The sequence below is a fragment of the Actinomadura sp. ATCC 39365 genome (assembly GCF_054392275.1).
Map to the genome: position 1 here is coordinate 2065559 of NZ_CP184335.1, position 21728 is coordinate 2087286.

The window sequence follows — 21728 nt, forward strand, 5'->3', positions numbered from 1 at the left end:
ATTGTTACGCTCATGACTATGACTGATCGCCGCCTCCTGCTCGTGCACGCCCATCCGGACGACGAGTCGATCGGCACCGGCGCGACCATGGCCAAATACGTCGCGGAAGGCGCCCACGTCACGCTGGTGACCTGCACGCTGGGGGAGGAGGGGGAGGTCATCCCCGCCGACCTCGCCCACCTGGCGGCCGACCGCGACGACCTGCTCGGGCCGTACCGGATCGGGGAGCTGGCGGCGGCCTGCCAGGCGCTCGGCGTCGAGGACCACCGCTTCCTCGGCTCACCCGGACGCTGGCGCGACTCCGGCATGATGGGCGTCGCCACCAACGACCGGCCGCACGCCTTCTGGCAGGCCGACCTCGACGAGGCGGCCGGCGAGCTGGTCAAGGTCATCCGCGAGGTGCGCCCGCAGGTGCTGGTGACCTACGACGCCAACGGCTTCTACGGCCATCCCGACCACATCCAGGCCCACCGGGTGGCCCGCCGCGCCTTCGAGCTGGCCGCCAAGCCCGACTACGTCCCGGGCGGCCGGCCCGCCCCGCGCCAGGACGAGCCGTGGCAGATCGCGAAGTTCTACCACACGGCCGTGCCCAGGTCCGTCATGCGGCGCACGGCCGAGGCGCTGCACGACTCCGGCACCGGCTTCCTCGTCGAGGACGTCGACGACATCCCCTTCGGCAGCCCCGACGAGGACATCACCACCGAGATCGACGCCCGCCCCTGGGTCGGCAACAAGCGGGAGGCCATGCGCGCCCACGCCACCCAGATCACCGTCGACGGCCCGTGGTACGCCCTGTCCAACAACATCGGGCAGGAGGTGCTCGGCGTGGAGCACTTCGTCCTGGCCATCGGCGTGCCCGGCCGGCCGGTGCCGGGGCCGCCGGTCGACGCCGGTGGGCTCGGCGAGCCGCACAACCGCGAGAACGATCTCTTCGCGGGCATCCACTAACCTCGTTCCCCATGGAACATCGCAGCCAGGCGGAGTCGGCGCTGGGCGGGGCGGCGTACGGCATGCTGTTCGTGCTGGGTGTCGTGCTCGGCGTCGTGGGCGGGTTCACGCACCCGCTCGACCAGCAGGGCGCCGTGCCGTGGGTGGCGATCGGGTGGGTGCTCGCACTGTTCCTCCTCCCGCTGGGCGCGGCCAGGCTCATGCGCACGAAGCTGGCGGCGTTCGCGGTAGGGCTCGGCTGGCTGCTGGTGACGATGCCGTTCACGCTCGAACTCAGTGCCGGGGATCTGGTGATCTCTCAGGGTGCGGCGGGGTACGTCTACCTGTATGGCGGCTTGCTGGCTCTTGTGGTGGCGTTCATGTTCTCGCCCTCATCCGGCGGGGGTTCGTGGTTGTTGCGGGGATACCCACCTCCAAAGAATCCGACGTAGAGGCATAAAGTAACGTCGTGCATTCCATAGAGCGGCATGTGGACCCGGGAAACTACCGTAAGGTCGTCGGCCGCTTCGCCACGGGAGTCGCGATCGTCACGACCCGGCTCGGCGACGTGGACCACGCGATGACCGTCAACTCCTTCACGTCGGTGTCCCTCGACCCCCTGCTCGTGCTCTTCTGCGCCGAGAAGGTGGCCCGTTTCCACGACGCGGTGATCGAGGCCGGAGTGTGGGGCGTGTCGGTGCTGCACGCCTCGATGGAGGACGCCTCCCGCTTCTTCGCCCACCGCGGCCGTCCGCTGAACGGGCAACTGGCCCGGTGGGAGCACCATCGCGGGGAGTCGGGGGTGGCCCTGTTCACGGGCGCCCTGGCCACGGTCGAGGTCGCCACGACGGCGGTGTACGACGGCGGTGACCACTCGATCGTGCTCGGCCAGGTGACGGCCCTCGGCACCCCCGCGGACGGCTCGCCGCTGCTCTACCACGACGGCCGGTACAAGAACCTCTGACCCGCGGCTACGCCTGGCCGGCGGGGCGGGCGTGCTGGTCGAGGGCGGCGACCAGGAGCGCCCGCGCCGACGAGCACATGGTGTCGGCCGCCTGCTGCCGGGTGTATCCGGCGATGTCGGTGAGCCAGACCAGCGACTCGATGCCGGTCGCCGCGCGGATGGCCACGGCCAGGTGGTGGACGTCCAGGCCGGGGTGGGTGTCGAGGAGCGGGGTGAGGGCGTCCTCGATCCAGCCGATGGCCCGGCCGCCGCGCAGGTGCGGCTGTCCGGCGCCCGGTCGCAGGGACAGGCGCAGCGAGGTGCGCAGTTGTGGTTCCCAGTCGAGGGTGAGCCGGGTGAAGGCGGTCATCACCAGGTCCAGCCGCGCCACGGGATCGGCGGGCGGGTCCGGGGGGAGCAGGGAGGTCTGTTCGATCTGCGGGTGCGCGGCGGTCAGCAGGGCGTTCTGGTTGGGGAAGTAGCGGTAGGCGGTGGTGCGGGAGATGCCGGCCGCGGCGGCGGCGTCCTCGACCGTGGGGTCCGCGCCGTCGGCCAGCAGGTGGCGGGCGGCCTCGACCAGGGCGGCGCGGGTGCGGGCCTTCTGCCGGTGGCGGCCGGTCTGCTCATATGGTACCGACATGCCCATCATGGTACCGTCGTCCCATGTAGCTGACTCGCCTTGTGAGGTGGTCCATGAGCGCCGATCCAGTGGTCACGAACCCGGACCTGTACACGGTGATCTTCGAGAACGAACGGGTCAGGGTGCTGCGCTACCGTGACCGGCCGGGCGACTCGACCAGCCCGCACGGCCATCCCGACAGCGTGATGGTCACGTTGTCGTCCTTCAGCCGCCGCCTCACCTCGGGCGGGCAACAGGTCGAGCTGGAGCTGGAGGCGGGGCAGGCGCGGTGGGTCGGCGCCCAGGAGCACGCGGGGCGGAACATCGGCGACACCGAGTCGCACGCGATCTTCGTCGAGCTCAAGGAGGGGCCGGGCGGCGTCCTGGCCGGGGGCCGCTCGGTCCTGCTCCGTGAGGTGACCGGCGGGGTTCAGAACTCGCGGAAGCCCGGCCCCAGGGCGCGGACCGACCGGCCTTCGAGGTTCTGCCGTCGCCGCCCGGACCCGGTGCATCGAACGCCTGCTGGGCGAGTGCCCGCGCCGGATGCGCGCCTTCGGCGCTTGGCCCGGTCGCCGTTGGCCTGATGCCGCCGGGAGTGCGCGGGGCTGAGGCCGTCGGAGGCGATCACGATCGTCTCCAGCCTGCCGTCGTGGTTCTGCCCGGCGGTGGGGAGGGGGCTCGGCGGGCGGTGCCGGTCGTTCTCGAGCCCTCCGTCCGCGAGTGGTTCCCCCTGAGATCAGCCGCCCTCGTGCTGCCGGCCGTGCCGCGGCGGGCGTCCTGGCCGCGGGCGAAGACCTCCAGGCGCCCGTCCTGGTCGCGGCTCACGAGGTCTCGGCCGGACGGGGGGCGCTGCTCCCGCGCTCCTCGTCCGCCTCCGCCGCGGTGGGGGCGGGCCGCTCGCGCGGGGGCAGCGGCTGGGTGGTGTAGAAGCGGATCTCGTGGCCGTCCGGGTCGTGCAGGCCGGGCAGGATCCAGCCGATGGTCGCCTCGTGCACGCCGGCGTGGCGGTCGCCGGACGCGGTCAGGTGGGCGGCCAGATCCTCGAGGGCCTGCTTGTCCGGCACGCCGATGGCGAAGTAGTCGAAACCCGCGGCGGCCTTGGCCCGCTCCGGGTCCAGCCGCAGCGCCAGTACGGGACCGCCGCGCGGATGAGCGAGCGCGTAGCCCATCGGCACGCCCTGCTCGACGAACTCGATGTCGATCTCGTACCCGAACCGGGAGCGGTACCAGGCCAGGGACCGGTCCAGGTCGGTGACCGGAAGTTTGAGGTGGTGCACGCCGTCCAGGCGCGGGAGGTGCGACACGGGAATCCCCTCCTTGCAGTTGCACTGCATCGATGCAGTTATACTGCATTTTGTGCCGGACCCCGTCAAGCGCGATCTGCGCGCCGCCCGCATCGCCGCCACCGAGGAGAAGATCCTTACCGCCGCCACCGAGCTGTTCCTCCGCAACGGCTACGCGGCCACCACCCTGACCGCCGTCGCACAGTCCGCCCAGGTCGGGGACCGTACCGTCTACCTGCGCTTCGGCACCAAGGCCGCGCTGCTCAAACGCTGCGTCGACGTCGCCTACGCCGGTGACGGCGCGGCCGTCGACATCACCGGCCGCGACTGGTACGTCCGCGCCGGCACCGCCCCCACCGCCGAGGAGCGCATCGCCGCCCTGGCCGGGGCCGGCCGCCAGATGGCCGAACGCGCCGGCGACCTGCTGGCCGTCGCCCTGCAGGCCGCTCCCACCGAGCCGGACCTGGCCGCCGCCGCCCGGGCCGGCCGCGAGGCCACCCGCGCGAACATGCGCGCCTTCTGGGACAAGATGGCCGCCGACGGGCTCCTGGCGGGCGGGCACGACCTCGACTGGCTGACCGACACCACCGCCGTCCTGGTGCACACGGAGACGTACCTGCTGGGCCGGGAGATGATGAGCTGGGACGCCGACACCTACGAACGCTGGCTCACCGACACCCTCACCCGCCTGCTGACCCCCACTCCACCACCCCACCCCACAAACGCCCCACACTGACCTCCGGGGGCGTACCCGGTCACGAGCCGGAGGGATGGGAGCGGTGGCGCGGCGTCCCTACGGGGTTGGCGGCCTGGTGCAGCGGTGGTGCGGCGTCCCGGATGTGAGAGGGCGGTCGCGGTGGGTTGTGGGCGGGGGACATGACTCGGGCCAGGCGTTGAGCCTGGCCCGGGGTCATGCGTGTTGCCGGTCGGCGGTTACTGGGTGGGGGGCTCCGGCGGGGTGGGGGTGTCGGTGGGGGCGCCGGTGTCCGTGGAGGTCACGGTCGGGGTCGGGGTCGGGGTCTCGGAGGGGAGATCCGTGGGCGGCGCGCACGTCGGGATGTCCGTCGGGACGTCCGTGGGGACGTCGGTCGGGGCGCCTGTGGGGGTGTCGGTCGGGACGTCCGTCGCGGTCGGCGTCGGCGTCGGCGTCGGGGTGGGGGTCGGCGTCGGGGTGTCGCTCGGCGGTGGCGCGGGGGCCTGGGCCGGGGCGTCCGGGACGTCCGGGGATTCCGAGACCGAGGGCGACGGCGTGGCGGTCGGCGGTTCGGACGGCGGAAGCGGGGACGTCGGCGGAGCCGGCTGACAGGTGAACGTCACCGTCTCCGTCGGCCCCGGCACGGTCACCGTCGGGCCGGGCACGGTCACGGTCGGGCCGGGCTGGGTCACCGTGGCGGTCACCGTGGCCTGCTCGGTCACCGTGGACGTCACGGTCGCCGTCGCGCCCGGCGCGGCCGTGGCGGTCGGCGAGACCGTCACGGTGCGGGTCGGCCAGGGGAGCGGCCTGACCTTGACGGCCGGCTTGCCCCTCGCCTTGTACGTGCCCTTGCCCAGCTTCTTCGTGGTCTGCCCGGCCCCGGTGGTGACGGGGATCTGGGCGGTGGCGCTCCTGCAGGACTTGCTCCTGCACACCTTCTGCTTCACGGTGAAGCGGGCCGCTCCGTCGTACTTGACGGACACATTCAAGTACGAGACGCCCTTCTTCTTGACCACCTTCGTCGTGGCGGTGTAATCCCCGACCGAGGGCGTCGCAGTGGGCGTCGCCGTCGGGGTCGCGGCGACGGGTAACGCCACCTGCGCGCCGGAAGGAGAATCGGTTGAACGTAGGGGATCGGTGGCTGATGTCTGGGTGATCGCGACTCCGCCGGCTCCGGCCAGTGCAACAGCGCCGAGCAGCGCGCCCAGGATGGAAAATCTCATAATCCTGCTCTTGTGGGAGATTTCAGGACGCAGATCATTATTCCGACTTGTCAAGATTGGTCAAGACTGAGACGCATGAACAGGCGCTATCGGTTCCGGCGGGCGGTGAACTATCTGAACCTCGCCACCCCGCTCGGCCTACTCATCTCCTTCGTCGGCGGCGCGGCCCGCCGGCCCGGCCCCGACGGGCTCATCCTCGCCTTCGGCTACCGCTACCGCTTCCCCGTCGCGGGCGCGTTCACGGTGGGGAACGTCGTCCTGACCAGGTGGGACGAGCTGGACGACCGGCTCATCCGGCACGAAGGACGGCACGCCACCCAGTGGGCCTGCTGCGCCGGACTGCCGATGCTCCCGCTCTACCTGCTGGCCATGCTCCTGTCGGTCGTCGTGTGCGGGCATCAGGCGTCGTACAACGTGTTCGAGCGGCTGGCCGACCTGGACGACGGTGGCTATCCGCGCGCGCCCGTGTGGTGGCGGAGACGACGGCATAACGGCTGACCCATTACCCCGACCTCAATGTTTCGCCTGGCCGAGGCGGGAGCTGAAGCGGCCCAGCGCGACCGCCGCGATGGCGAGGCCCGAGATCACCCCGGCCGACAACACCGACGCCGTGGACGGCCCCACGACCGCCACCCCGGCCACGGCCAGACCGGAGACCAGCGCGGCCACCGCGACGTACGCCCAGGTGGCCAGGCGTACGGCTCGCAGCCGCGCACCCTCGGACGGGAGCGTGCGGGACAGCAGCCAGGACAGGGCCGGCAGGAGGAGCACCCCGTGCATGAGCACGGCGTGGGCGGGTTTGAGCGCGGTGGCCACCGTGTAGGCGAGCTGCTGGTTGCCCGTCATCACCGCCACGACGCCACGGGCGATCATCACACCGCCGAAGACCATGGACGCCAGCAGCGTGGCGAAGCCGGCGCGTACGGCCAGACGGGTGCTCGGGGCGACCTCCGGCGCCGGGCGGAAGGCGGCGACGGTCATGGTGATCGCGATGACGATGAGCGTGATGCCGAACGCGGCCAGCGTGCGGGCGATGGCCGTGTCGAGAGGGGTCTCCATGTTGAAGTGGGACGGCACGCCGCGCCACGCCTGAAGGGTGATCAGCGCCACCTCGACCGTGGAGGCCACCGCGAACGCCCCGAGGACGAACGCGCGGGCACGAAGCCGTAACCACTGGGACACCCAGGTCAGGGTCAGCACGCTCAACCCGAACGACACCCCGAACGTGAACGGCTTGCGCCACGACACGGCCCCCTCCCACGGGCCGCCGGCCACGACGAGCACGCCCAGGTGCGCCAGGCCCACGAGCAGGAGGAAGATCCCGACGGAGTACCAGAGGCGATCGGAGTACCGGAGGCGATTCATGCGGCCATGCTGACAGCGACCGGGGTCCGGGCGCGTCGGACCACGGTCTGGCCTTCGACTACACCCACGGTCGTACACCGGGCGCGCCACCCGCCCCTCGCCGGCCCGTCCTCCAGCGAAGAGGGGGCGGCGGTGGGGGTCAGGGGGTGAGGGTGAGGGTGTGGACGGCTGCGTTCTTCACGGACTCGGGCTTGGAGTACATCGGGAGCAGGTCGCCCCGCGCCCAGGGTTCGGCCTGGTCCCAGTAGTTGTCGTGGAAGGCGTGCCCCGAGGCGCCCGTCAGGTTGATCCAGCGGGACTTGTCCAGGTCCGACAGGTCGACGACCATGCGCATCGACGGCACCGCCGTGACCCCGTACCCCTTCTGCACGTTCCACCCGGTCGCGTTCACCGCGTCCTTGTTGCCGGGCACGGCGAACGGGCCGCGGTTGAACAGCGCCTCCACGGGCGCGAGGCCCGAGGTGCCGAGCGTGCCGTTGACCAGTTCGAGCTGGTGCAGGTCGCCCCACTTCCAGGACTTGACGTCCGTGCCGAACAGCTCGGACAGCTCCTGGTACGCCGAGGCCATCGCCTGCCGCAGCATGTCGTCGCGGGTCTCGGTGAGGTTCTCGGTGGTCACGTCGTCCCAGAAGGGGTCGTCGGGGGCGGTGAGCAGGTTGGCGACCACGTCGTACCAGCGGTCGCCGCCGGCGGGCCACACCTGCTCGGGCAGGTCGTCGTCGAACGTGAGCATGAGCAGGTGCCGCCACACCGCGTTGTAGTAGGCGGCGGGGGCGGAGTCGAGGCCCTGGGAGTGGTCCCACGTCCGCAGCAGCTCGCGGGCCTGGCGGGCGGCCCCGGCCAGGTCCACCCGCAGCAGCGCGGGCACCAGCGTCCCGGCGAACTCGTTGGAGGTGTCCTGCTGGATGTCCGACATCGTCCCGGCGTCGACCTTGCCCTTGCCGATCGCGGACTCGACGAGCTCGCGGATGCGCTGGGAGCGGTAGCCGTAGGACCAGTCCTTGGTCAGCAGCGGCTGGTAGCGGCGGGGGTCGATGACGGCGTTGTTGGCCGTGACGACGAACCCCTCGGCCGGGTCCTCCACCGTGGGGAGCTGCTCGTAGGGGATGGGCGCGGCCTTCCAGTCGTACTCGCCGGTCCAGCCGGGCACCGGCCAGGTGCCGTCGCCCTTCTCCCGTACGGGGATGCGCCCGGGCGCCTGGTAGCCGATCTTGCCGTTGGTGTCGGCGTAGATCAGGTTCTGGGACGGCACCTCGAACAGCGCCGCCGCCGAGCGGAACTCGGGCCAGTCGCCCGCCTTGTTGAGCGCGAAGATCGCGTCCACGGTCCTGCCGGGGGTGAGGGCGGTCCACTGCAGGGCCACGGCGTTCGCCTCGCCGCTGGGGCGGGCGTCCGCCATCACCTCGTTGATCAGCGGGCCGTGCCGGGTGCTCTTGACGGTGATCGTGACGGGGTCGCCGCCGGCGACCTTGATCTGCTCCTGCCTCGTCTCCAGCTTGACCTGCTCGCCCTTGTACAGGTACGTGTCGCCGTCCACCTTCTCCAGGAAGAGGTCGGCCACGTCCGGCCCGAGGTTCGTGAACCCCCACGCGATCTTGTCGTTGTGTCCGATGATCACGCCGGGCACGCCGGAGAAGGTGAACCCGGTGACGTCGTACGGGCACTGCTCGGACAGCTTCCTGCAGTGCAGCCCGGCCTGGTACCAGACGGACGGCATCTGCGGGGACAGGTGCGGGTCGTTGGCCAGCAGCGGCTTGCCGCTCGTGGTGTGCTCGCCGGAGACCACCCACGAGTTGGAGCCGATGCCCTCGCGCTCCTCGCTGCTCATCGTGCTCGGCACGGCGTCGAGCGTCGCGGCGGCCTGGGAGAGCGCGCGGACGCCGCCGATCCGCGGCTCGGCCTGCTGGTCGTAGCGGCCCTGGGCGAGCGCGCCCTCGCCGACGATCGGGGTGTGGCGGTCGTAGGGGTAGCCGGGGTAGAGCTGGTCGACGCGCTCCTTGGGCAGCTTGGTCAGCGCCAGGGCGCGGTCGATCTCGTCCTCCATGTTGGAGCGCAGGTCCCACGCCATGGCCTTGAGCCAGGCGACGGAGTCGACCGCGGTCCACCTCTCCGGCCGGTACTCGCCGTTCTGCAGCTTGAGCACCGAGTACTCGAGGCTCCGGTCGGAGGCGTTGGGGTTGGCGTCCAGCCAGGCGTTCACCCCTTTGGCGTACGCGGCCAGGAAGTCCTGGGTCTGCCGGTCGAGGGCGGGCAGCTCCTGCTCGGCCACCCGGCGCCAGCCCATGGTCCGCAGCGCCTTGTCGTTGCCGAGCGTGGCCTTGCCGAACAGCTCGGAGAGCCGTCCGGCGGTGGTGTGGCGGCGGAAATCCATCTCGAAGAACCGGTCCTGGGCGTGGACGAAGCCCTGCGCCATGAACAGGTCGGCCGCAGTGTCGGCATAGATGTGCGGGATCCCCGATTTATCGCGATAAATCTCGACTTTTCCGGTTAGACCCGGCAGCCGCAGCGACCCGTCCACCTGCGGGAACGACTTCCGTACCGTGTACACCAGGACCCCGGCCAGCACGAGCGCCAGCACGAGAAGCACGGTCAACACCCGGGCGAACCACCGCAAAGGCCACGGCATCCACGCAAAGGGTCTCACCGATACCTCCATCTTGCCGAACTGGAACAAGTCTGGCAGTACCGGCTCACTGCTCCGGCCGTTTCAGGTGGTCGGAGCGGCCGCGCGCGGGGGCTCCCGGTCAGAGGGCCCAGCTCTGTCCCTCCGGGGTGTCGGTGACGCGAACCCCCAGGTCGGACAGCTCGTCCCGGAGCCGGTCGGCCGCCGCCCAGTCGTTGGCCTCCACCGCCCGCTCCCGCTGCGCCAGCAGCTCGCCGGCCCCGGCGGGCGGCACCCGCGGCTTGCCGATCTCCGTGGACAGGTCGAGCGCCAGCACCTGGTCCAGGTGCAGGAACGTCTCGAACTTCGACCCGGGCGCGACCGACCCGTCCAGCTCCAGCTCCCGCAGGACGGCCAGCGCCGCCGGGGTGTCCAGGTCGTCGTCGAGGGCCGCCCCGACGCGCTCGGCGTACGACGAGGCCATGGGCGCGCTGGGCGACTCCGACCACTCGGCCACCCGCGCCCGCCACCGCCGCACCGTGCGGTCGGCGGCCCGCAGGACGTCCCAGTCGAGGTCGGGCCGCTCCCGGTAGTGGTGCCCGAGGAAGGCCAGGCGTGCCGCCAGCGGGTCGAGCCCCGCCGCCACCACGTCGGACAGCAGCACCACGTTGCCCGCGGACTCCGCCATCTCGCGCCCGTCGAACAGCGGGCGCTCGCCGTGCACCCAGTGGCGCACGACCTCGTGGCCGGTCGCCGCGTCCGACTGGGCGCGCTCGTCCTCGTGGTGCGGGAATCGCCGGCCGGCGTCGCCGAGGTGCAGGTCGATCCGTTCGCCGAGGAAACGCAGCGACAGCGCCGAGCACGCCACGTGCGGGCCGGGCAGGCCCCGCCCCCAGGGCGCGTCCCGGGCCTGGTCGCCGTGGGCGGGCCGCCACAGGGCCCAGTCGGCGTGGAAACGTTTGTGCGGATCGGCGGCGTCGACCGGGTCGGCGGGCTTGAGGTCGTCCAGACGAGTGCCGGAGATCTCCCCGTACGCCGGGAACGTCCGTACGTCGAAATACACCGAACCGTCCGGTGCCGGGTAGGCGTGCCCCCGCTCGACGAGCCCGGCGACCAGCTCGATCATCAGGTCGACCGTCTCCCCGGCGCGCGGCGCGTGCTCCGGCGGCCGCAGGTTGAGCGCGGCCGCGTCGTCCCCGAACGCCTCCTCGTGGGCGCGGACCAGGTCGCGCGCCGACGGCTCCTCGCCGGGACGCCCGAGGTCGGCGACGTGCCGGCCGGCCACGACCCGGGTACGCCGCCCCTCCAGGACCCTCCTGACCAGGTCGGACAGCACGTACGTGCGCAGGTCGCCCAGATGCACGCGGCGGTGCAGCGCCGGCCCGCACGTGTACACGCGCACCGCCCGCCCGCCCGAGATCTCCTCGACCTGCCTGGCCCGGGTGTCGTGGATCCGCAACATCACCCGAGCCTAGCCCTCACCCGCCGAGGAAGCCGAGGATGTCCCTGTCCCCGCGCTCGCGCAGCCTGGCCAGCACCTCCTCGCGGGTGGCCGTGTCGGGCAGCCCGATGCGGGCGCCGATCAGCCGCAGCCCCTCCATCTCGGAGTGCACCGGGGCGGTGTAGCCGATGAGGTAGAGCGCCCGGTTCAGCGGCGGCATCGCCACGGCGGCCGCGGGCAGGTAGCGGGTCAGCAGCTCGCCGCCGTCGGAGACGGTCAGGAACACGTGGTCGCCCTCGCTCGCCTTGAAGTCGGCCAGCACGTTGCGGATCGACCCCATGGTCGGCTGGTTGTGCCAGCTGATCACCACGTCGCCCGAGGGCGTCGAGGCGGTCAGCGACCCGCCGGGAGCCATGCCCAGGTAGGCGGCGAACCCGGTCGGCAGAGGCGAGCCCGACCCGCGCAGGTGCTCGGCGTTGACGTCCACGCGGTGCCACCACCGTCCGTCGCGGGAGCGGAAGCTGCGCCGCGTCTCCGAGACGTCCTTGCGCGGCTGGTACGGCTCCGACTCCCCGGTCGGCGACGTCCCGGCCACCCTGATCCAGCCCCGCTGCGTGCGTTCGAACCCGGGGCCGCCCGAGTAGGCGCGCACCGAGCTCTCGCTCACGTCGTAGCGGGAGGTCAGGTTCGTCACGATCGTGCTCACCGAGGCCTCGCCGCCGGCCCGCTCGATCTCCCTGGCGATCATCTCCCTGATGCCCAGGTACTCGTCGCCGCCCCACCTGGTCAGCCCGTACTTGTTCCGGTCCACCCGGTGGAAGCGCTCGTCGGCGGTGAGCTGGTTGCGGATGCCGACCAGGCTGTAGTCCTCGCCGATGCGTTCCTGGATCTCCTCGGGCGACAGCGGCGTGCCCGCCACCGCCAGCACCGCCTCGGCCTTCTCGTTGATGCTGCGCGGCCAGGGCACCACGTGCCGGCCGAGCACCCGAAGCTGCGGCACGGCGAGGATCCACCGCTCGGCGACGTCCTCGCGGACGCCGAGCTGGGCCACCATGGACACCGCCTCGTCGAGCGGCCGCGGCCCGTCGGTGAACAGCTGCCGCGTCTTCTCCCGCAGCTCGTCGGCCCCGCCGGAGACCAGCCACCCGTCGGCCTGCTCGTAGCCGGTCAGCAGCGTACGGATGAACCGCCACGCGGGGATGCCCAGCGTGCGCAGGTCGCCGCGGTGCCACGGCACGGCGGCCGCGAGGTCGTCGGCCGGGACCGCCGACCCGAGCCTGCCTCTCAGCCACGTCACGTGCGCCACCAGCGCCGCCGCCTCCGGCGAGCCCAGCCAGGCCTCCACGTGGTCGCGCAGGTCCCGCTCGATCTGCCTGATCCGCTCGCGGGTGACCGAGAAACGCTGCGCCAGCTCGTCGAGCGTGGCGCGCTGCGCCGCGTAGAGCCGGTCGCGGGCGATGGCGCGCTGCCGGTCGTCGAGCGCGGCGAACACCGCGTCGATCAGCTCGGGAAGGGGTTTGTCGGGCCGGGCCAGGACGGGCAGGGCGGCGGGCGCGGGTTCGAGCAATCGCTCGAACACACCGGTGAACAGCTTCTGCACCACGTCCTTGCCCAGCGACTCCGGCGTGCGCTCGGCCTCGGCGGGGTCGGAGAAACGCAGCAGCGGCAGGATGTCGCCGAGCAGCAGGTGCCCCCAGCAGGCCACGGCCAGATCGGCCAGGTGACCCGCCACGGTCTGCGTCCCGACGATCGCGCACGCGCGGTCGAGGGGGATCGCCTGCCACCAGGCCTCGGGCAGCTGGGGCTCCTCCACGATCGGCGCGATCTGACCAGGGGAGGTCCAGCGCAGGGGTGGCGCGAGGTCGCTCAGGCTGAGGTTCATTGAGGTCCAACCGGCAAAGGGAAGATATCCGCAGTTCAGACTATGTGATCAGGGGGACAGAAATGGGCTCCCCCTTCCGGAATGCGAGATATAGAGCATCGTTCGGGCCCGTGTGCAGGCGACGAACAGTATGCTCCGCTCGCGTTGCAGCGCTCGAGCCCGCGCGGCCGGCTCCTCGGGCAGCGATCCGGGCACCACGCCCTCCGCCACGCCGACGAGCGCCACCCGTTCGAACTCCAGGCCCTTCAGATGCTGGAAGGTCGCCACGCGCACGTCCAGCCCGTCCAGAGCGTCCCGGGCGGCGCGAGCCAGCGTGGGGGTGCGCGCCCCGACGGCGATCTCGCCCTCCGGCACGCCGTCCGCCAGCCAGCCGCCGACCGTGGCGCGCAGCCCGGCCAGTTCGGACTCGGGCGTGTCGTACGCCCGGACCACCGGCCGCCGTCCGTTGTGCGTGGCGCGGTATCCGAACAGCTCGGCCACGCCCTTGACCAGGCCGTTCGCCGGGCCGCCGCCGCGCAGCCGGACCACGTAGGACAGGATCTCCTGCGGCAGCCGGTAGGAGATCCGCAGGTCGTGCTGGACGGCCGGGATGCCCACCGCGCCGAGCGCCACCCGCGTGTCGGTCACCCGCTGGTGCGGGTCGCCCACCACGAACAGGTCGTCGTGCGCGTGCGGCGCCGCCGCCCGCAGCAGCCGCCACTGCGCCGGGCTGATGTCCTGCGCCTCGTCCACCACGATGTGCCGGTACGGCTTGCGTCCCGGCTCCACGTCGTCCAGCAGGTCGCCGGTCGTGATCGACAGCAGCCTGATCGCCTCGTCGGTGAGCTGGGCCAGCGACCGGGCCCCCGGGCCGACCAGGGCGGGACGGCGTCCCTCCGCGTCGGCGACGATCCGCATGGCCAGGCGCTCGGCGTTGTCCACCTCGACGCGCTTGCGCACGGTCTCGTCGTCGATCAGCACGTCCAGCCGGCCGGACAGCTCCTCGGCCAGGCTCTGCGAGAACGTCACCAGCAGCACCGGGCCGCTGCCCCGCGCCGCCAGGTGGGCCGCCCGGTGCAGGGCGATGATCGTCTTTCCGGTGCCCGCGCCGCCCACGACCAGCACCGGCTGCTCGTACCGTCCGGCCCTGGCCAGCCGGTGCTGCGTGGGGTGCAGGAACGTGCACCAGTCCGGGGCCCCGAGCACCCGGTCGAGCTCCACCTTGTCGGCGGCGAACACCGCGCGGTCCGGGCTGCGCAGCAGCGCCGCGTGCAGGTCGTCGGGGTCGATCGCGCCCGTCTCCTCGTCGCGGGCGCGCCAGTTGTCCAGCTCGCGCCACGCCTCCGACAGCGTGCCGCCCCGGGCCAGGACGGCCAGCGGCGCGTACTGGGTGGGCGGCAGCAGCGGTTCGAGCGCGGCCACGTCGGCCTCGGTGGAGATCAGCCTGACCAGGGGCAGCGCGTGCACGTCGATGCCGAGCGCGAGCAGGTCGCCGTCGCAGATCTGCTCGAACAGCCGCGAGGGGCGGGCCGACCTGCGTAAGGCGGGTTCGACCCGGTCCAGGGTCTCGGCGTCCCACTCCTCGACGACGCCGATCACGGGGTTGACGCTGTACCGGTGGCGCTGGGCGTACGACCACGCCTCCGGATCGGGCCGCACGGCGAGCAGCCAGTAGACGTCGCGCTGCCGGACCACCACGCCGCGATGCCCGTCGGCCAGACGCAGCGTGGCGACCTTGGCGTCCCGGCAGCCCCGCACCCGCTCGGGGTGCGGGGCTCCGGAGACGTTCAGCAGGAACCGGCGCAGCGCGACCACGGCGTCCCTGCGCACCGGCTGAGCCAGTGCGCCGAGCTCCCCTGGGAGGTCAGGGCCGATCGCGAGCCGCGGCACGGGCGGTCAGTCCAAGAGGGCGAGCAGGTCGCGGTCGCCGCGTTCGCGGAGCCTGGTGAGCAGGTCGGGCAGCTCGACGGGGCCGGTGAGCCCGATCCTCGTCGCGATCACCCTGGCCGCCTGGTCCCGGGTGCCGCCCGGCGCCGTGTAGCCGACCAGGCGCAGCGCCTTGGTGATGCTCTCGGCGTTCTGGGCGGCGACCGGCAGGTGACGGGCGCGCAGCACGCCCTCGTCCGACAGCGTGAGGAACAGGTGGCCGCCCTCCTTGGCGCCGACGTCCACGAGCAGGCGCTCGATGGACTCCAGCACCGGCCTGCCGTGCCAGGTCATGGTCAGCTCGCCCGCCGCGCTCCTGACCGCCCGGCTCTCACCGGGGGACAGGCCCAGGTAGGCCGCGAAGCCCGTCGGGAGGGCGCACTCGCCGCCGGCGAGCTGCTCGGCGGTCACGTCGATCCGCAGCCACCAGCGGCCGTCCGGCTGGCGGAAGCAGCGCCTGGTCTGGGAGACGTCCTTGAGCGGCTGGTACGGCTTGTTCTGCTCCGCCCCCCGCCGTTGCCCTCCGCGGGCGGCGGTGCGGCCGGCGTGAACGCCTGGAACTGCGGCGGACCGGGCGGGCCGGCCGGGGGCGGCGGCGCCGGCATGGGCGGCGGCGGCAAGGGCGGCGGCGGTTGCATCGCGCCGAACGCCGAGTGCGGCTGCTGGAATTCCACCGGTGGATTCGGCTGCGCGGGCAGCGTGGCCAGCACGAACTGCCAGGCCGGCACCTCCAGCGCGCGGATCTCCCTGGCGTGCCAGTCGGCCGCGCCGATCAGCTGCTCCTTGGGGGCGGCCGGGCCCAGCGTCCTGCGCAGCTCGTCCAGGTGGGCGCGGTACGGCGCGGCCTCCTCGCTGGCCAGCCACTGGTCCAGACGGACGCGCAGCTCCTGCTCGGTGGCGGAGATGTCGGCCGGGGGGACGGCGAACAGCCTGGCGAGCTGGTCGACCGCCGAGGGCTCGTCGGTGAAGACGCGGTTCTGGGCCACGGCCCAGCTCTTGTCGTCGAGCCCGGCGAACGCGGCCTCGATCAGCTCGGGCAACTCCTCGCCGCCCACCTCGGCGGACTCGGCGTGCGGACCCGCGGCCTGCCCGTTCCCGGGGTGCTCGGCGTGCGCCTCCGGCTCGGGGTGCTCAATGAGCGCCTCGTGCTCGGCGTCGGCTTCGTCGGCCTCGTCGGGTTCGGCGTCGGGTTCGGCGTGCTCCGCGTCCGCTTGGTGCTCGGCGTGCTCGGCCTCGGCGTCCTCGGCCTCCGCGTACTCGGTGTCGGCCTTGTGCTCAAGGTGTTCGGCGTCCGCCTCGTCGGGCTCGGCGTGGTCGGCGGGTGCCTCGGGTTGTGCGGCCCCGGCCGGCTCCTCGTCCCGCCCCTCAGAAACCTCAGGGACCTCAGGGACCTCAGGGACGTCGGCGGAGCTGTCGGCGTCGGCGGGTTCGTCGTGGTCCGCCGGGGAGAAGGGCTCCGGCTCGCCGCCGACACCCTCCGCCTCCAGCGCGGCCGCCTCCTCGGCGGCGGGCTCGGGCGCGGGCTCCTCGGCGGCGTCGAGCACGGGCTCAGGCTCGGGCCGCGGGACCTCCTCGACGACCGGCTCCGAGTCGGCGTCCAGCACCCGCTCGCCGTCACGGTCAGCCGTCTCCTCGACGGCCTCCTCGGCAGCCTTGCCCTCATGGAACGCGGGCTCATGGGCGACGTCCGCCGCCACGACGGCGTCCGCCGGGGCCGCCGGCACGTGCGCCTCGACCTGCCGCCCACCCGCGTACGGATGCGCCAGCCGGACGAGCACCGCCCCGAACAGCGTGTTGAGCACCGGCCGGGCCTGGATGAACGGCTGGTCCACCAGCTCCCGCCCGGTCAGCGAAAGCAGCCCCGTCCACGACCCGGCGCGGTCGAGCGCGATGGCGACGGCGGGTTCGTCGGCCTCGTCCGGGTCCAGGACGTGCAGAGCCGGCAGGACGTCACCGACGGCGGCGGCCGGCCAGTGCTCCAGCGCGATCTCCGTCAGCAGCTCGCCCAGCGACTCCGGGCCGATGGCCGCGAGCACCAGCGGCATGGGCAGGCTTCGCCACCACGCGTCCGGCAGATCCGGCTGCCCGGTCAGTAGCGTGATCGTCGACGCGTCGCTCCACCTCAACGGTGGAACGAGGTCGCTCAGGCAGAAGTTCATCCCGTTCCGTTCACCAGCCCCTCACGCCGCCGGAGCGGCGCAGCCAACATCTCGCCGCCCACGGAACAGACCATAGTCCGGCAAAACAGCCCTACGCATCATGCACTACGCATCAGCGCCGAACAGCGGCAAAGCGTAGACGCACGTAGTCGGCCATCCAGCCCGTCTCCCTGCGGAGGGCGGGCGCGGCCAGCTCGTTGACCCGTCCGAGCAGGGGGTCGACGATCTCCGGCGGCAGTCCTTCGAGCACGGACGAGGCGAACATGCGCACCCAGTCGGCGGCCCCGCCGGGGCACTCGTCGAGCGGCGTCGGCCGGTCGAAGTACTCCAGCAGCCGGACCACGAAGCCCTCCTGCTCCAGCCGGCGCGCGTACTCGGCGGGCGTGGGGAAGTACCAGGGCAGGTCGGGCTCGCGCAGGCCGTACTCGCGCCAGGCGGTCAGCATCGCGGCGGTCAGCTCCGCGCAGTTGCCCGCGCCGCCCATTTCCGCGACGAACCGGCCGCCCGGCTTCAGCGCCTCGCGGACGCTGGCGATCACGGCGGCGGGATCGCGGCTCATCCAGTGGAGTGCCGCGTTGGAGAAGACGGCGTCGTACGGGTCCACCACGGTGAAGTCGTGGCCGTCGCCGATGATGAAGTCGATCCCCGGGTACTGGGCCAGCGCCTTCTCGATCATCGCGGCGGAACCGTCGATGCCCAGGACGTCCGCGCCTCTGAAGGCGATCTGCGCGGTCAGCACCCCGGTGCCGCACCCGAGGTCGAGCACGCGCTCCCCGGGCTGCGGGTCGAGCAGGTCGACCAGCGGCGCGCCCTGGGTGGAGACGTACCCGAAACTGCTGTCGTAGGCGCGACTGTTCCACCGCTCCAAGCTCGGTGCGTCGTATCGCAAGACGATCAGCTCACATTCGTCAGACATCGGGCCCCCGTGGCCGTGCTGTCCGTTCACTTTAGAGCCTGATCGTCTCTACGACATATCAAGTCACAACGGACTCATCCCACGCTCTTGCTCCATTCCCGCTTGAGGTACGCCTTCGCCGCGTCCGTCTGCGGGATCGTCATGAGCACGGGAGGGCCGGCGGCCTTGGGCAGCCGGGCGGCCTGCTCGGTGTCGAGCTTGCCCTTCATGAGCATGGCCTCGCCGCGCGCCGGACGGGCGTAGCCCTTCTGCAGCAGGTTCTGGCCCTCGTCGGAGAACAGGAACTCCTGCCACAGCCGGGCGGCGGCCGGATGCGGGGCGGTCTTGCTGATCGCCTGGACGTGGTACCCGCCGAACGGCGCGTCGCGCGGGATCGTCACCTCCCACGAGTCGGCGTGGTCGGCGCTGCGGGTCGCGTTGAGGTGGTCCCAGTCGATGATCACGTTCGCCTTGGCCGGCTCGACGAGCTGCCCGGCCTGCTTGAGCCGGGCGAACAGGTCCACCCCCTGCCTGGCGTCCGGCCTGGCCCCGGCCTTCATGGACGCGGCCATCACGCCGCCGAACGCCGCCGCCGAGCGCAGCGGGTCGCCGTCGAGCGCGACGCGGTAGCCGGGCTTGAGCAGGTCGGCGAACGAGGCCGGGGCCTTGACCTCGCGCGGGTCGTAGCCGATCGACATGTAGCCGCCGTACACGCCGTACCAGGCGCCCTTGGGGTCCTTGACGTGGTCGGGCAGGTCCTGCCAGCCCGTCACCTTGTACGGCGCGAACTTGTCGGCCCCGTAGACGGCCATGTCCAGAGTGAGATCGAACACGTCCGGCTTGAGCTGGGCGGCGGCGTCGAGCTCACGCCTGCTGCTGGCGCCCGGTTCCAGCTCGTTGACCTTGATGTCGTACTTGTCGGCGAAGGTGTCGATGATCTCGCCGTAGTTCACCCAGTCGTGCGGCAGGCCGATCACGGTGAGCTGGCCCTCGCGCTTGGCGGCCTCGGCCAGGCGCCCCATCGTGCCGAAGCCCTGCTTCAGCGAGGCGGCCCGGACGTTGAGCACCGGCAGGTCCTTGGACCCCTCGGATGTGGACTGGGACGTGGACGCGCCGCATCCGGCGCTGGCGAGAACGGCTGCTACGGCGGCGCAGATACGTACGGTCACACAACGAATACTTACCGTTACTTCGCCCGAGGTCGAGGAGGCGCGACCGGAACGACCTTGGCCGCGACCAGCGATTCCTCGTCGATCTCCACCAAAGTGCCGTCCCGCTTGCGAACTTTCAACACGCCGCCCGTCCAGGATTCGAGCACGCCGACGGCGTCTCGGAAGCCTTCAGGGACGCGTCTTCGAGTGGTGATCCGTGCGCCTATGTCCTGAGTTGTGATCGCGACGACGAGGCGTGCGGCCATGAGTTTGCCACCCTCCGTTTCGGCCAGCTGGCAAGCACGGCAATACTAGGGCGTAGCAAACCGCGGTCAGAGTCATGCCATGGTGCGGAGAAAAAGGAGCTCGAGGTGACCTACGTCATCGCGCAGCCTTGCGTGGACGTCCTGGACAAGGCGTGCATCGAGGAGTGCCCCGTCGATTGCATCTACGAGGGCGAGCGCATGCTTTACATCCACCCCGACGAGTGCGTGGACTGCGGCGCGTGCGAGCCTGTGTGCCCCGTCGAGGCCATCTTCTACGAGGACGACCTTCCCGAGCAGTGGAAGGACTTCTACAAGGCGAACGTGGACTTCTTCGAGGATCTCGGCTCGCCGGGAGGCGCCTCGAAGGTCGGCAAGATCGAGAAGGACCACCCGGTGGTGGCCGCGCTGCCGCCGCAGGGCGAGGACCACTAGCGAGTCGCGTGCGCCGGGGCCGTCCATGTCGGGCGCGCCCCGTGCGCCCGTGTCCGCGGCAGGCGTGTACGGCCCCGAACGACCCTGGAGAACCGTGAACAAGCTGCCCGACTTCCCCTGGGACCGGCTCGAACCGTACAAGGAACGTGCCCTGGCGCATCCCGACGGCATCGTCGACCTCTCGGTCGGCACCCCCGTCGACCCGGTGCCCGAGGCCGTCCAGCAGGCCCTGCGCGATTCCGCGGACAGCCCCGGCTACCCGCTGACCCACGGCACGAAGGCGCTGCGCGAGGCCGCCGCGGGCTGGCTGCGGCGCCGCCACGGCGTCACCGTCGACCAGCAGGACGTCCTGCCGCTGATCGGCTCCAAGGAGTTCGTCGCCTGGCTGCCGACCTACCTCGGCGCCCGGCGGGTGGTCTTCCCCGAGCTGGCCTACCCCACCTACGACGTGGGCGCCCGGCTCGCCGGCGCGACCGCCACCGCCTCCGACAGCACGCTGTCGGTCGGCCCCGAGCACGTCGACCTGCTCTGGATCAACTCCCCGGGCAACCCGACCGGGCGCGTGCTGCCCGCCGAACATCTGCGCAAGGTGGTCTCCTGGGCGCGCGAGCGCGGCACGGTCGTGGCCTCCGACGAGTGCTACATCGAGCTCGGCTGGGAAGAGCAGCCGGTCTCCATCCTCCATCCCGACGTCTGCGGGGGCTCCCACGAGGGGCTGCTCGCCGTCCACTCGCTCTCCAAGCGCTCCAACCTGGCCGGCTACCGGGCGGGGTTCGTGACGGGCGATCCCGTCCTGGTCAAGCGGCTCCTGGAGACGCGCAAGCACGCCGGCATGCTCATGCCGAAGCCGGTCCAGGACGCGATGACGGTCGCGCTCGGCGACGACACGCACGCCGAACGCCAGCGCGAGCTCTACTCCGCGCGGCGCGCCGTGCTGCGTCCCGCGCTGGAACGGGCGGGGTGGACGATCGACCATTCGACCGCCGGTCTGTACCTATGGGCGTCGAATGGGCAGAACGCCTGGGATCAAGTGAGTAAGCTTTCCGAAATCGGGATTTTGGTCGCGCCGGGAGACTTCTACGGATCGGCTGGTGGACGGCACATCCGCATCGCGATGACCGCCACCGACGAACGCATCAGTGCGGCCGTGCGCCGCCTCCAGTAGGATCGCCCGTCGTAGCGCACGGACAAATTGAAAAAGGCGTCTGCCGAGACAGACCGCGAGTGGAGCGAGCTGATCGATGAGCATGACCTCCATGGTCGTACTCGGGCTGAGCATCGCCACCGTCCTGTTGTTGCTGGGGGCGTTCGTGGCCACCATGCGGCAGGACAGGAGGGGCCGGTCGAGCGCGCCGCCGCCACCGGTCGAGGTCGCTCCGGTCGAGACCCCGCTGCCGGCGCCGGTCGAGGCCCCCGGGCATGCCGGCACCGACTACGCCGACCCTCGCACGATCCAGGTCGCCGACCGGATCGAGGTGCACGGCTCCCCCTACCGGGTGCTCGGCGCGATGCACGTCTCCTGGCAGGGCCAGCAGTGGATCGAATACCTGCTGCGCGACGTCGCCCGCCGCCGCCTGTGGCTCTCGGTCGCGGTGCGCGAGGGCAAGGCCGCGGGCGAGGCGTCCCATCTCGAGGTGCTGTTGTGGACCGAGGTGCCGACGCAGGGCATGGTCCCGGCCAAGAGCATGCTGATCATGGAGGGCGTGGAGTTCTTCCCGATCCAGCGCGGCACCGCGGCCTTCAGGAGCGAGGGCGAGACCGGCAACCCCGAACGCGGCCTGCTCGACTTCGCCGACTACCACGCCTCCGACGGCCGCCTGCTCTCCTTCGACCGCATCCAGGGGCACGCCTGGACCGCCAGCTACGCCCAGCCGCTGCCGCCGGGCTCGATCACCATCATCACCCGCGCCACCTGACGTCCGCGCCGGAGCTGCGGCGGGA

General features: G+C 71.9%; 23 protein-coding genes. 11 read left to right on the forward strand and 12 right to left on the reverse strand.

The annotated features are described in order from the left end of the window. The first annotated feature begins 18 nt into the window (after positions 1 to 18). From mshB to ACNF49_RS10480, 3 genes are read left to right on the forward strand one after another with little or no spacing between them, the layout of a single operon-like run. The gene (gene mshB, locus ACNF49_RS10470) at positions 19 to 948 is read left to right on the forward strand and encodes an N-acetyl-1-D-myo-inositol-2-amino-2-deoxy-alpha-D-glucopyranoside deacetylase (protein ID WP_482943549.1); all 930 of its coding nucleotides are present in this window, start codon (positions 19 to 21) and stop codon (positions 946 to 948) included. Positions 949 to 959: 11 nt separating this feature from the next. After that, positions 960 to 1379, forward strand: a complete 420-nt coding sequence (locus ACNF49_RS10475; RefSeq protein ID WP_357974407.1) for a DUF6113 family protein — start codon at positions 960 to 962, stop codon at positions 1377 to 1379. Positions 1380 to 1396: 17 nt separating this feature from the next. Further along, positions 1397 to 1891, forward strand: a complete 495-nt coding sequence (locus tag ACNF49_RS10480) for a flavin reductase family protein (RefSeq protein WP_357974404.1) — start codon at positions 1397 to 1399, stop codon at positions 1889 to 1891. Positions 1892 to 1898: 7 nt separating this feature from the next. Here the strand turns inward: ACNF49_RS10480 and ACNF49_RS10485 are convergent, their stop codons facing one another. Beyond that, complete coding sequence (locus ACNF49_RS10485; protein ID WP_482943550.1) at positions 1899 to 2510, reverse strand: TetR/AcrR family transcriptional regulator; 612 nt, start codon at positions 2508 to 2510, stop codon at positions 1899 to 1901. Positions 2511 to 2563: 53 nt separating this feature from the next. On the opposite strand from ACNF49_RS10485, the gene ACNF49_RS10490 reads away from it, so the two are divergent. Further along, the gene (locus tag ACNF49_RS10490) at positions 2564 to 3073 is read left to right on the forward strand and encodes a cupin domain-containing protein (protein ID WP_482943551.1); all 510 of its coding nucleotides are present in this window, start codon (positions 2564 to 2566) and stop codon (positions 3071 to 3073) included. A gap of 237 nt (positions 3074 to 3310) precedes the next feature. On the opposite strand, the gene ACNF49_RS10495 is transcribed toward ACNF49_RS10490, so the two are convergent. Continuing rightward, positions 3311 to 3793: a VOC family protein gene (locus tag ACNF49_RS10495; RefSeq protein ID WP_482943552.1), complete on the reverse strand. Its 483-nt coding sequence runs from the start codon at positions 3791 to 3793 to the stop codon at positions 3311 to 3313. 52 nt (positions 3794 to 3845) lie between these two features. Here ACNF49_RS10495 and ACNF49_RS10500 point away from each other — a divergent pair, with 52 nt between their 5' ends. From ACNF49_RS10500 to ACNF49_RS10515, 4 genes are all read left to right on the forward strand, one after another. After that, on the forward strand, positions 3846 to 4508 hold the full coding sequence (locus ACNF49_RS10500; protein WP_482943553.1) for a TetR/AcrR family transcriptional regulator: 663 nt from the start codon (positions 3846 to 3848) through the stop codon (positions 4506 to 4508). 180 nt (positions 4509 to 4688) lie between these two features. Beyond that, positions 4689 to 5075, forward strand: a complete 387-nt coding sequence (locus tag ACNF49_RS10505; RefSeq protein WP_482943554.1) for a hypothetical protein — start codon at positions 4689 to 4691, stop codon at positions 5073 to 5075. 3 nt (positions 5076 to 5078) lie between these two features. After that, positions 5079 to 5501: a hypothetical protein gene (locus ACNF49_RS10510; RefSeq protein WP_482943555.1), complete on the forward strand. Its 423-nt coding sequence runs from the start codon at positions 5079 to 5081 to the stop codon at positions 5499 to 5501. 263 nt (positions 5502 to 5764) lie between these two features. Continuing rightward, positions 5765 to 6187 (forward strand): hypothetical protein, encoded by a 423-nt coding sequence (locus ACNF49_RS10515; protein ID WP_357974386.1) that lies wholly within the window; start codon positions 5765 to 5767, stop codon positions 6185 to 6187. A 15-nt stretch (positions 6188 to 6202) separates the two neighbouring features. Here ACNF49_RS10515 and ACNF49_RS10520 read toward each other — a convergent pair whose 3' ends face one another. From ACNF49_RS10520 to ACNF49_RS10565, 10 genes are all read right to left on the reverse strand, one after another. Beyond that, on the reverse strand, positions 6203 to 7054 hold the full coding sequence (locus tag ACNF49_RS10520) for a hypothetical protein (RefSeq protein WP_357974383.1): 852 nt from the start codon (positions 7052 to 7054) through the stop codon (positions 6203 to 6205). A gap of 139 nt (positions 7055 to 7193) precedes the next feature. Then, entirely contained in the window at positions 7194 to 9680 is a 2487-nt protein-coding gene (locus tag ACNF49_RS10525) for a penicillin acylase family protein (RefSeq protein ID WP_482945509.1), read from the reverse strand. Positions 9681 to 9798: 118 nt separating this feature from the next. Next, positions 9799 to 11118 (reverse strand): CysS/YqeB C-terminal domain-containing protein, encoded by a 1320-nt coding sequence (locus ACNF49_RS10530; protein WP_482943556.1) that lies wholly within the window; start codon positions 11116 to 11118, stop codon positions 9799 to 9801. Positions 11119 to 11134: 16 nt separating this feature from the next. Continuing rightward, entirely contained in the window at positions 11135 to 12979 is a 1845-nt protein-coding gene (locus ACNF49_RS10535) for a sigma factor-like helix-turn-helix DNA-binding protein (RefSeq protein ID WP_482943557.1), read from the reverse strand. Between the two features lie 48 nt (positions 12980 to 13027). Further along, on the reverse strand, positions 13028 to 14848 hold the full coding sequence (locus ACNF49_RS10540) for a UvrD-helicase domain-containing protein (RefSeq protein WP_482943558.1): 1821 nt from the start codon (positions 14846 to 14848) through the stop codon (positions 13028 to 13030). Positions 14849 to 14854: 6 nt separating this feature from the next. Next, positions 14855 to 15295 (reverse strand): hypothetical protein, encoded by a 441-nt coding sequence (locus ACNF49_RS10545; RefSeq protein WP_482943559.1) that lies wholly within the window; start codon positions 15293 to 15295, stop codon positions 14855 to 14857. Next, complete coding sequence (locus ACNF49_RS10550; RefSeq protein ID WP_482943560.1) at positions 15292 to 17010, reverse strand: hypothetical protein; 1719 nt, start codon at positions 17008 to 17010, stop codon at positions 15292 to 15294. Before ACNF49_RS10550 ends, ACNF49_RS10545 begins: the two co-directional genes overlap by 4 nt. A gap of 145 nt (positions 17011 to 17155) precedes the next feature. Then, positions 17156 to 17932: a class I SAM-dependent methyltransferase gene (locus ACNF49_RS10555; RefSeq protein WP_357974368.1), complete on the reverse strand. Its 777-nt coding sequence runs from the start codon at positions 17930 to 17932 to the stop codon at positions 17156 to 17158. Between the two features lie 101 nt (positions 17933 to 18033). Further along, on the reverse strand, positions 18034 to 19107 hold the full coding sequence (locus ACNF49_RS10560) for an ABC transporter substrate-binding protein (protein WP_357974365.1): 1074 nt from the start codon (positions 19105 to 19107) through the stop codon (positions 18034 to 18036). A 17-nt stretch (positions 19108 to 19124) separates the two neighbouring features. After that, complete coding sequence (locus ACNF49_RS10565; RefSeq protein ID WP_482943561.1) at positions 19125 to 19355, reverse strand: putative acetyltransferase; 231 nt, start codon at positions 19353 to 19355, stop codon at positions 19125 to 19127. 105 nt (positions 19356 to 19460) lie between these two features. Here ACNF49_RS10565 and fdxA point away from each other — a divergent pair, with 105 nt between their 5' ends. The 3 genes from fdxA (at position 19461) to ACNF49_RS10580 (ending at position 21703) form a co-directional block, all read left to right on the forward strand. Beyond that, positions 19461 to 19787 (forward strand): ferredoxin, encoded by a 327-nt coding sequence (gene fdxA / locus ACNF49_RS10570; protein ID WP_106240826.1) that lies wholly within the window; start codon positions 19461 to 19463, stop codon positions 19785 to 19787. A gap of 94 nt (positions 19788 to 19881) precedes the next feature. Then, positions 19882 to 20952: a succinyldiaminopimelate transaminase gene (gene dapC / locus ACNF49_RS10575; protein WP_482943562.1), complete on the forward strand. Its 1071-nt coding sequence runs from the start codon at positions 19882 to 19884 to the stop codon at positions 20950 to 20952. 76 nt (positions 20953 to 21028) lie between these two features. Beyond that, positions 21029 to 21703 (forward strand): DUF4178 domain-containing protein, encoded by a 675-nt coding sequence (locus tag ACNF49_RS10580; protein ID WP_357974356.1) that lies wholly within the window; start codon positions 21029 to 21031, stop codon positions 21701 to 21703. The last annotated feature ends 25 nt before the right edge of the window (positions 21704 to 21728 follow it).

Bases quoted from the DNA above. Each gene is read 5' to 3' on its own strand.
- ACNF49_RS10525 (WP_482945509.1), bottom strand. From the start codon at position 9,680: ATGCCGTGGCCTTTGCGGTGGTTCGCCCGGGTGTTGACCGTGCTTCTC.
- ACNF49_RS10515 (WP_357974386.1), top strand. From the start codon at position 5,765: ATGAACAGGCGCTATCGGTTCCGGCGGGCGGTGAACTATCTGAACCTC.
- ACNF49_RS10485 (WP_482943550.1), bottom strand. From the start codon at position 2,510: ATGTCGGTACCATATGAGCAGACCGGCCGCCACCGGCAGAAGGCCCGC.
- mshB (WP_482943549.1), top strand. From the start codon at position 19: ATGACTGATCGCCGCCTCCTGCTCGTGCACGCCCATCCGGACGACGAG.
- ACNF49_RS10530 (WP_482943556.1), bottom strand. From the start codon at position 11,118: ATGTTGCGGATCCACGACACCCGGGCCAGGCAGGTCGAGGAGATCTCG.
- ACNF49_RS10580 (WP_357974356.1), top strand. From the start codon at position 21,029: ATGAGCATGACCTCCATGGTCGTACTCGGGCTGAGCATCGCCACCGTC.
- ACNF49_RS10535 (WP_482943557.1), bottom strand. From the start codon at position 12,979: ATGAACCTCAGCCTGAGCGACCTCGCGCCACCCCTGCGCTGGACCTCC.
- ACNF49_RS10475 (WP_357974407.1), top strand. From the start codon at position 960: ATGGAACATCGCAGCCAGGCGGAGTCGGCGCTGGGCGGGGCGGCGTAC.
- ACNF49_RS10490 (WP_482943551.1), top strand. From the start codon at position 2,564: ATGAGCGCCGATCCAGTGGTCACGAACCCGGACCTGTACACGGTGATC.
- ACNF49_RS10565 (WP_482943561.1), bottom strand. From the start codon at position 19,355: ATGGCCGCACGCCTCGTCGTCGCGATCACAACTCAGGACATAGGCGCA.
- ACNF49_RS10520 (WP_357974383.1), bottom strand. From the start codon at position 7,054: ATGAATCGCCTCCGGTACTCCGATCGCCTCTGGTACTCCGTCGGGATC.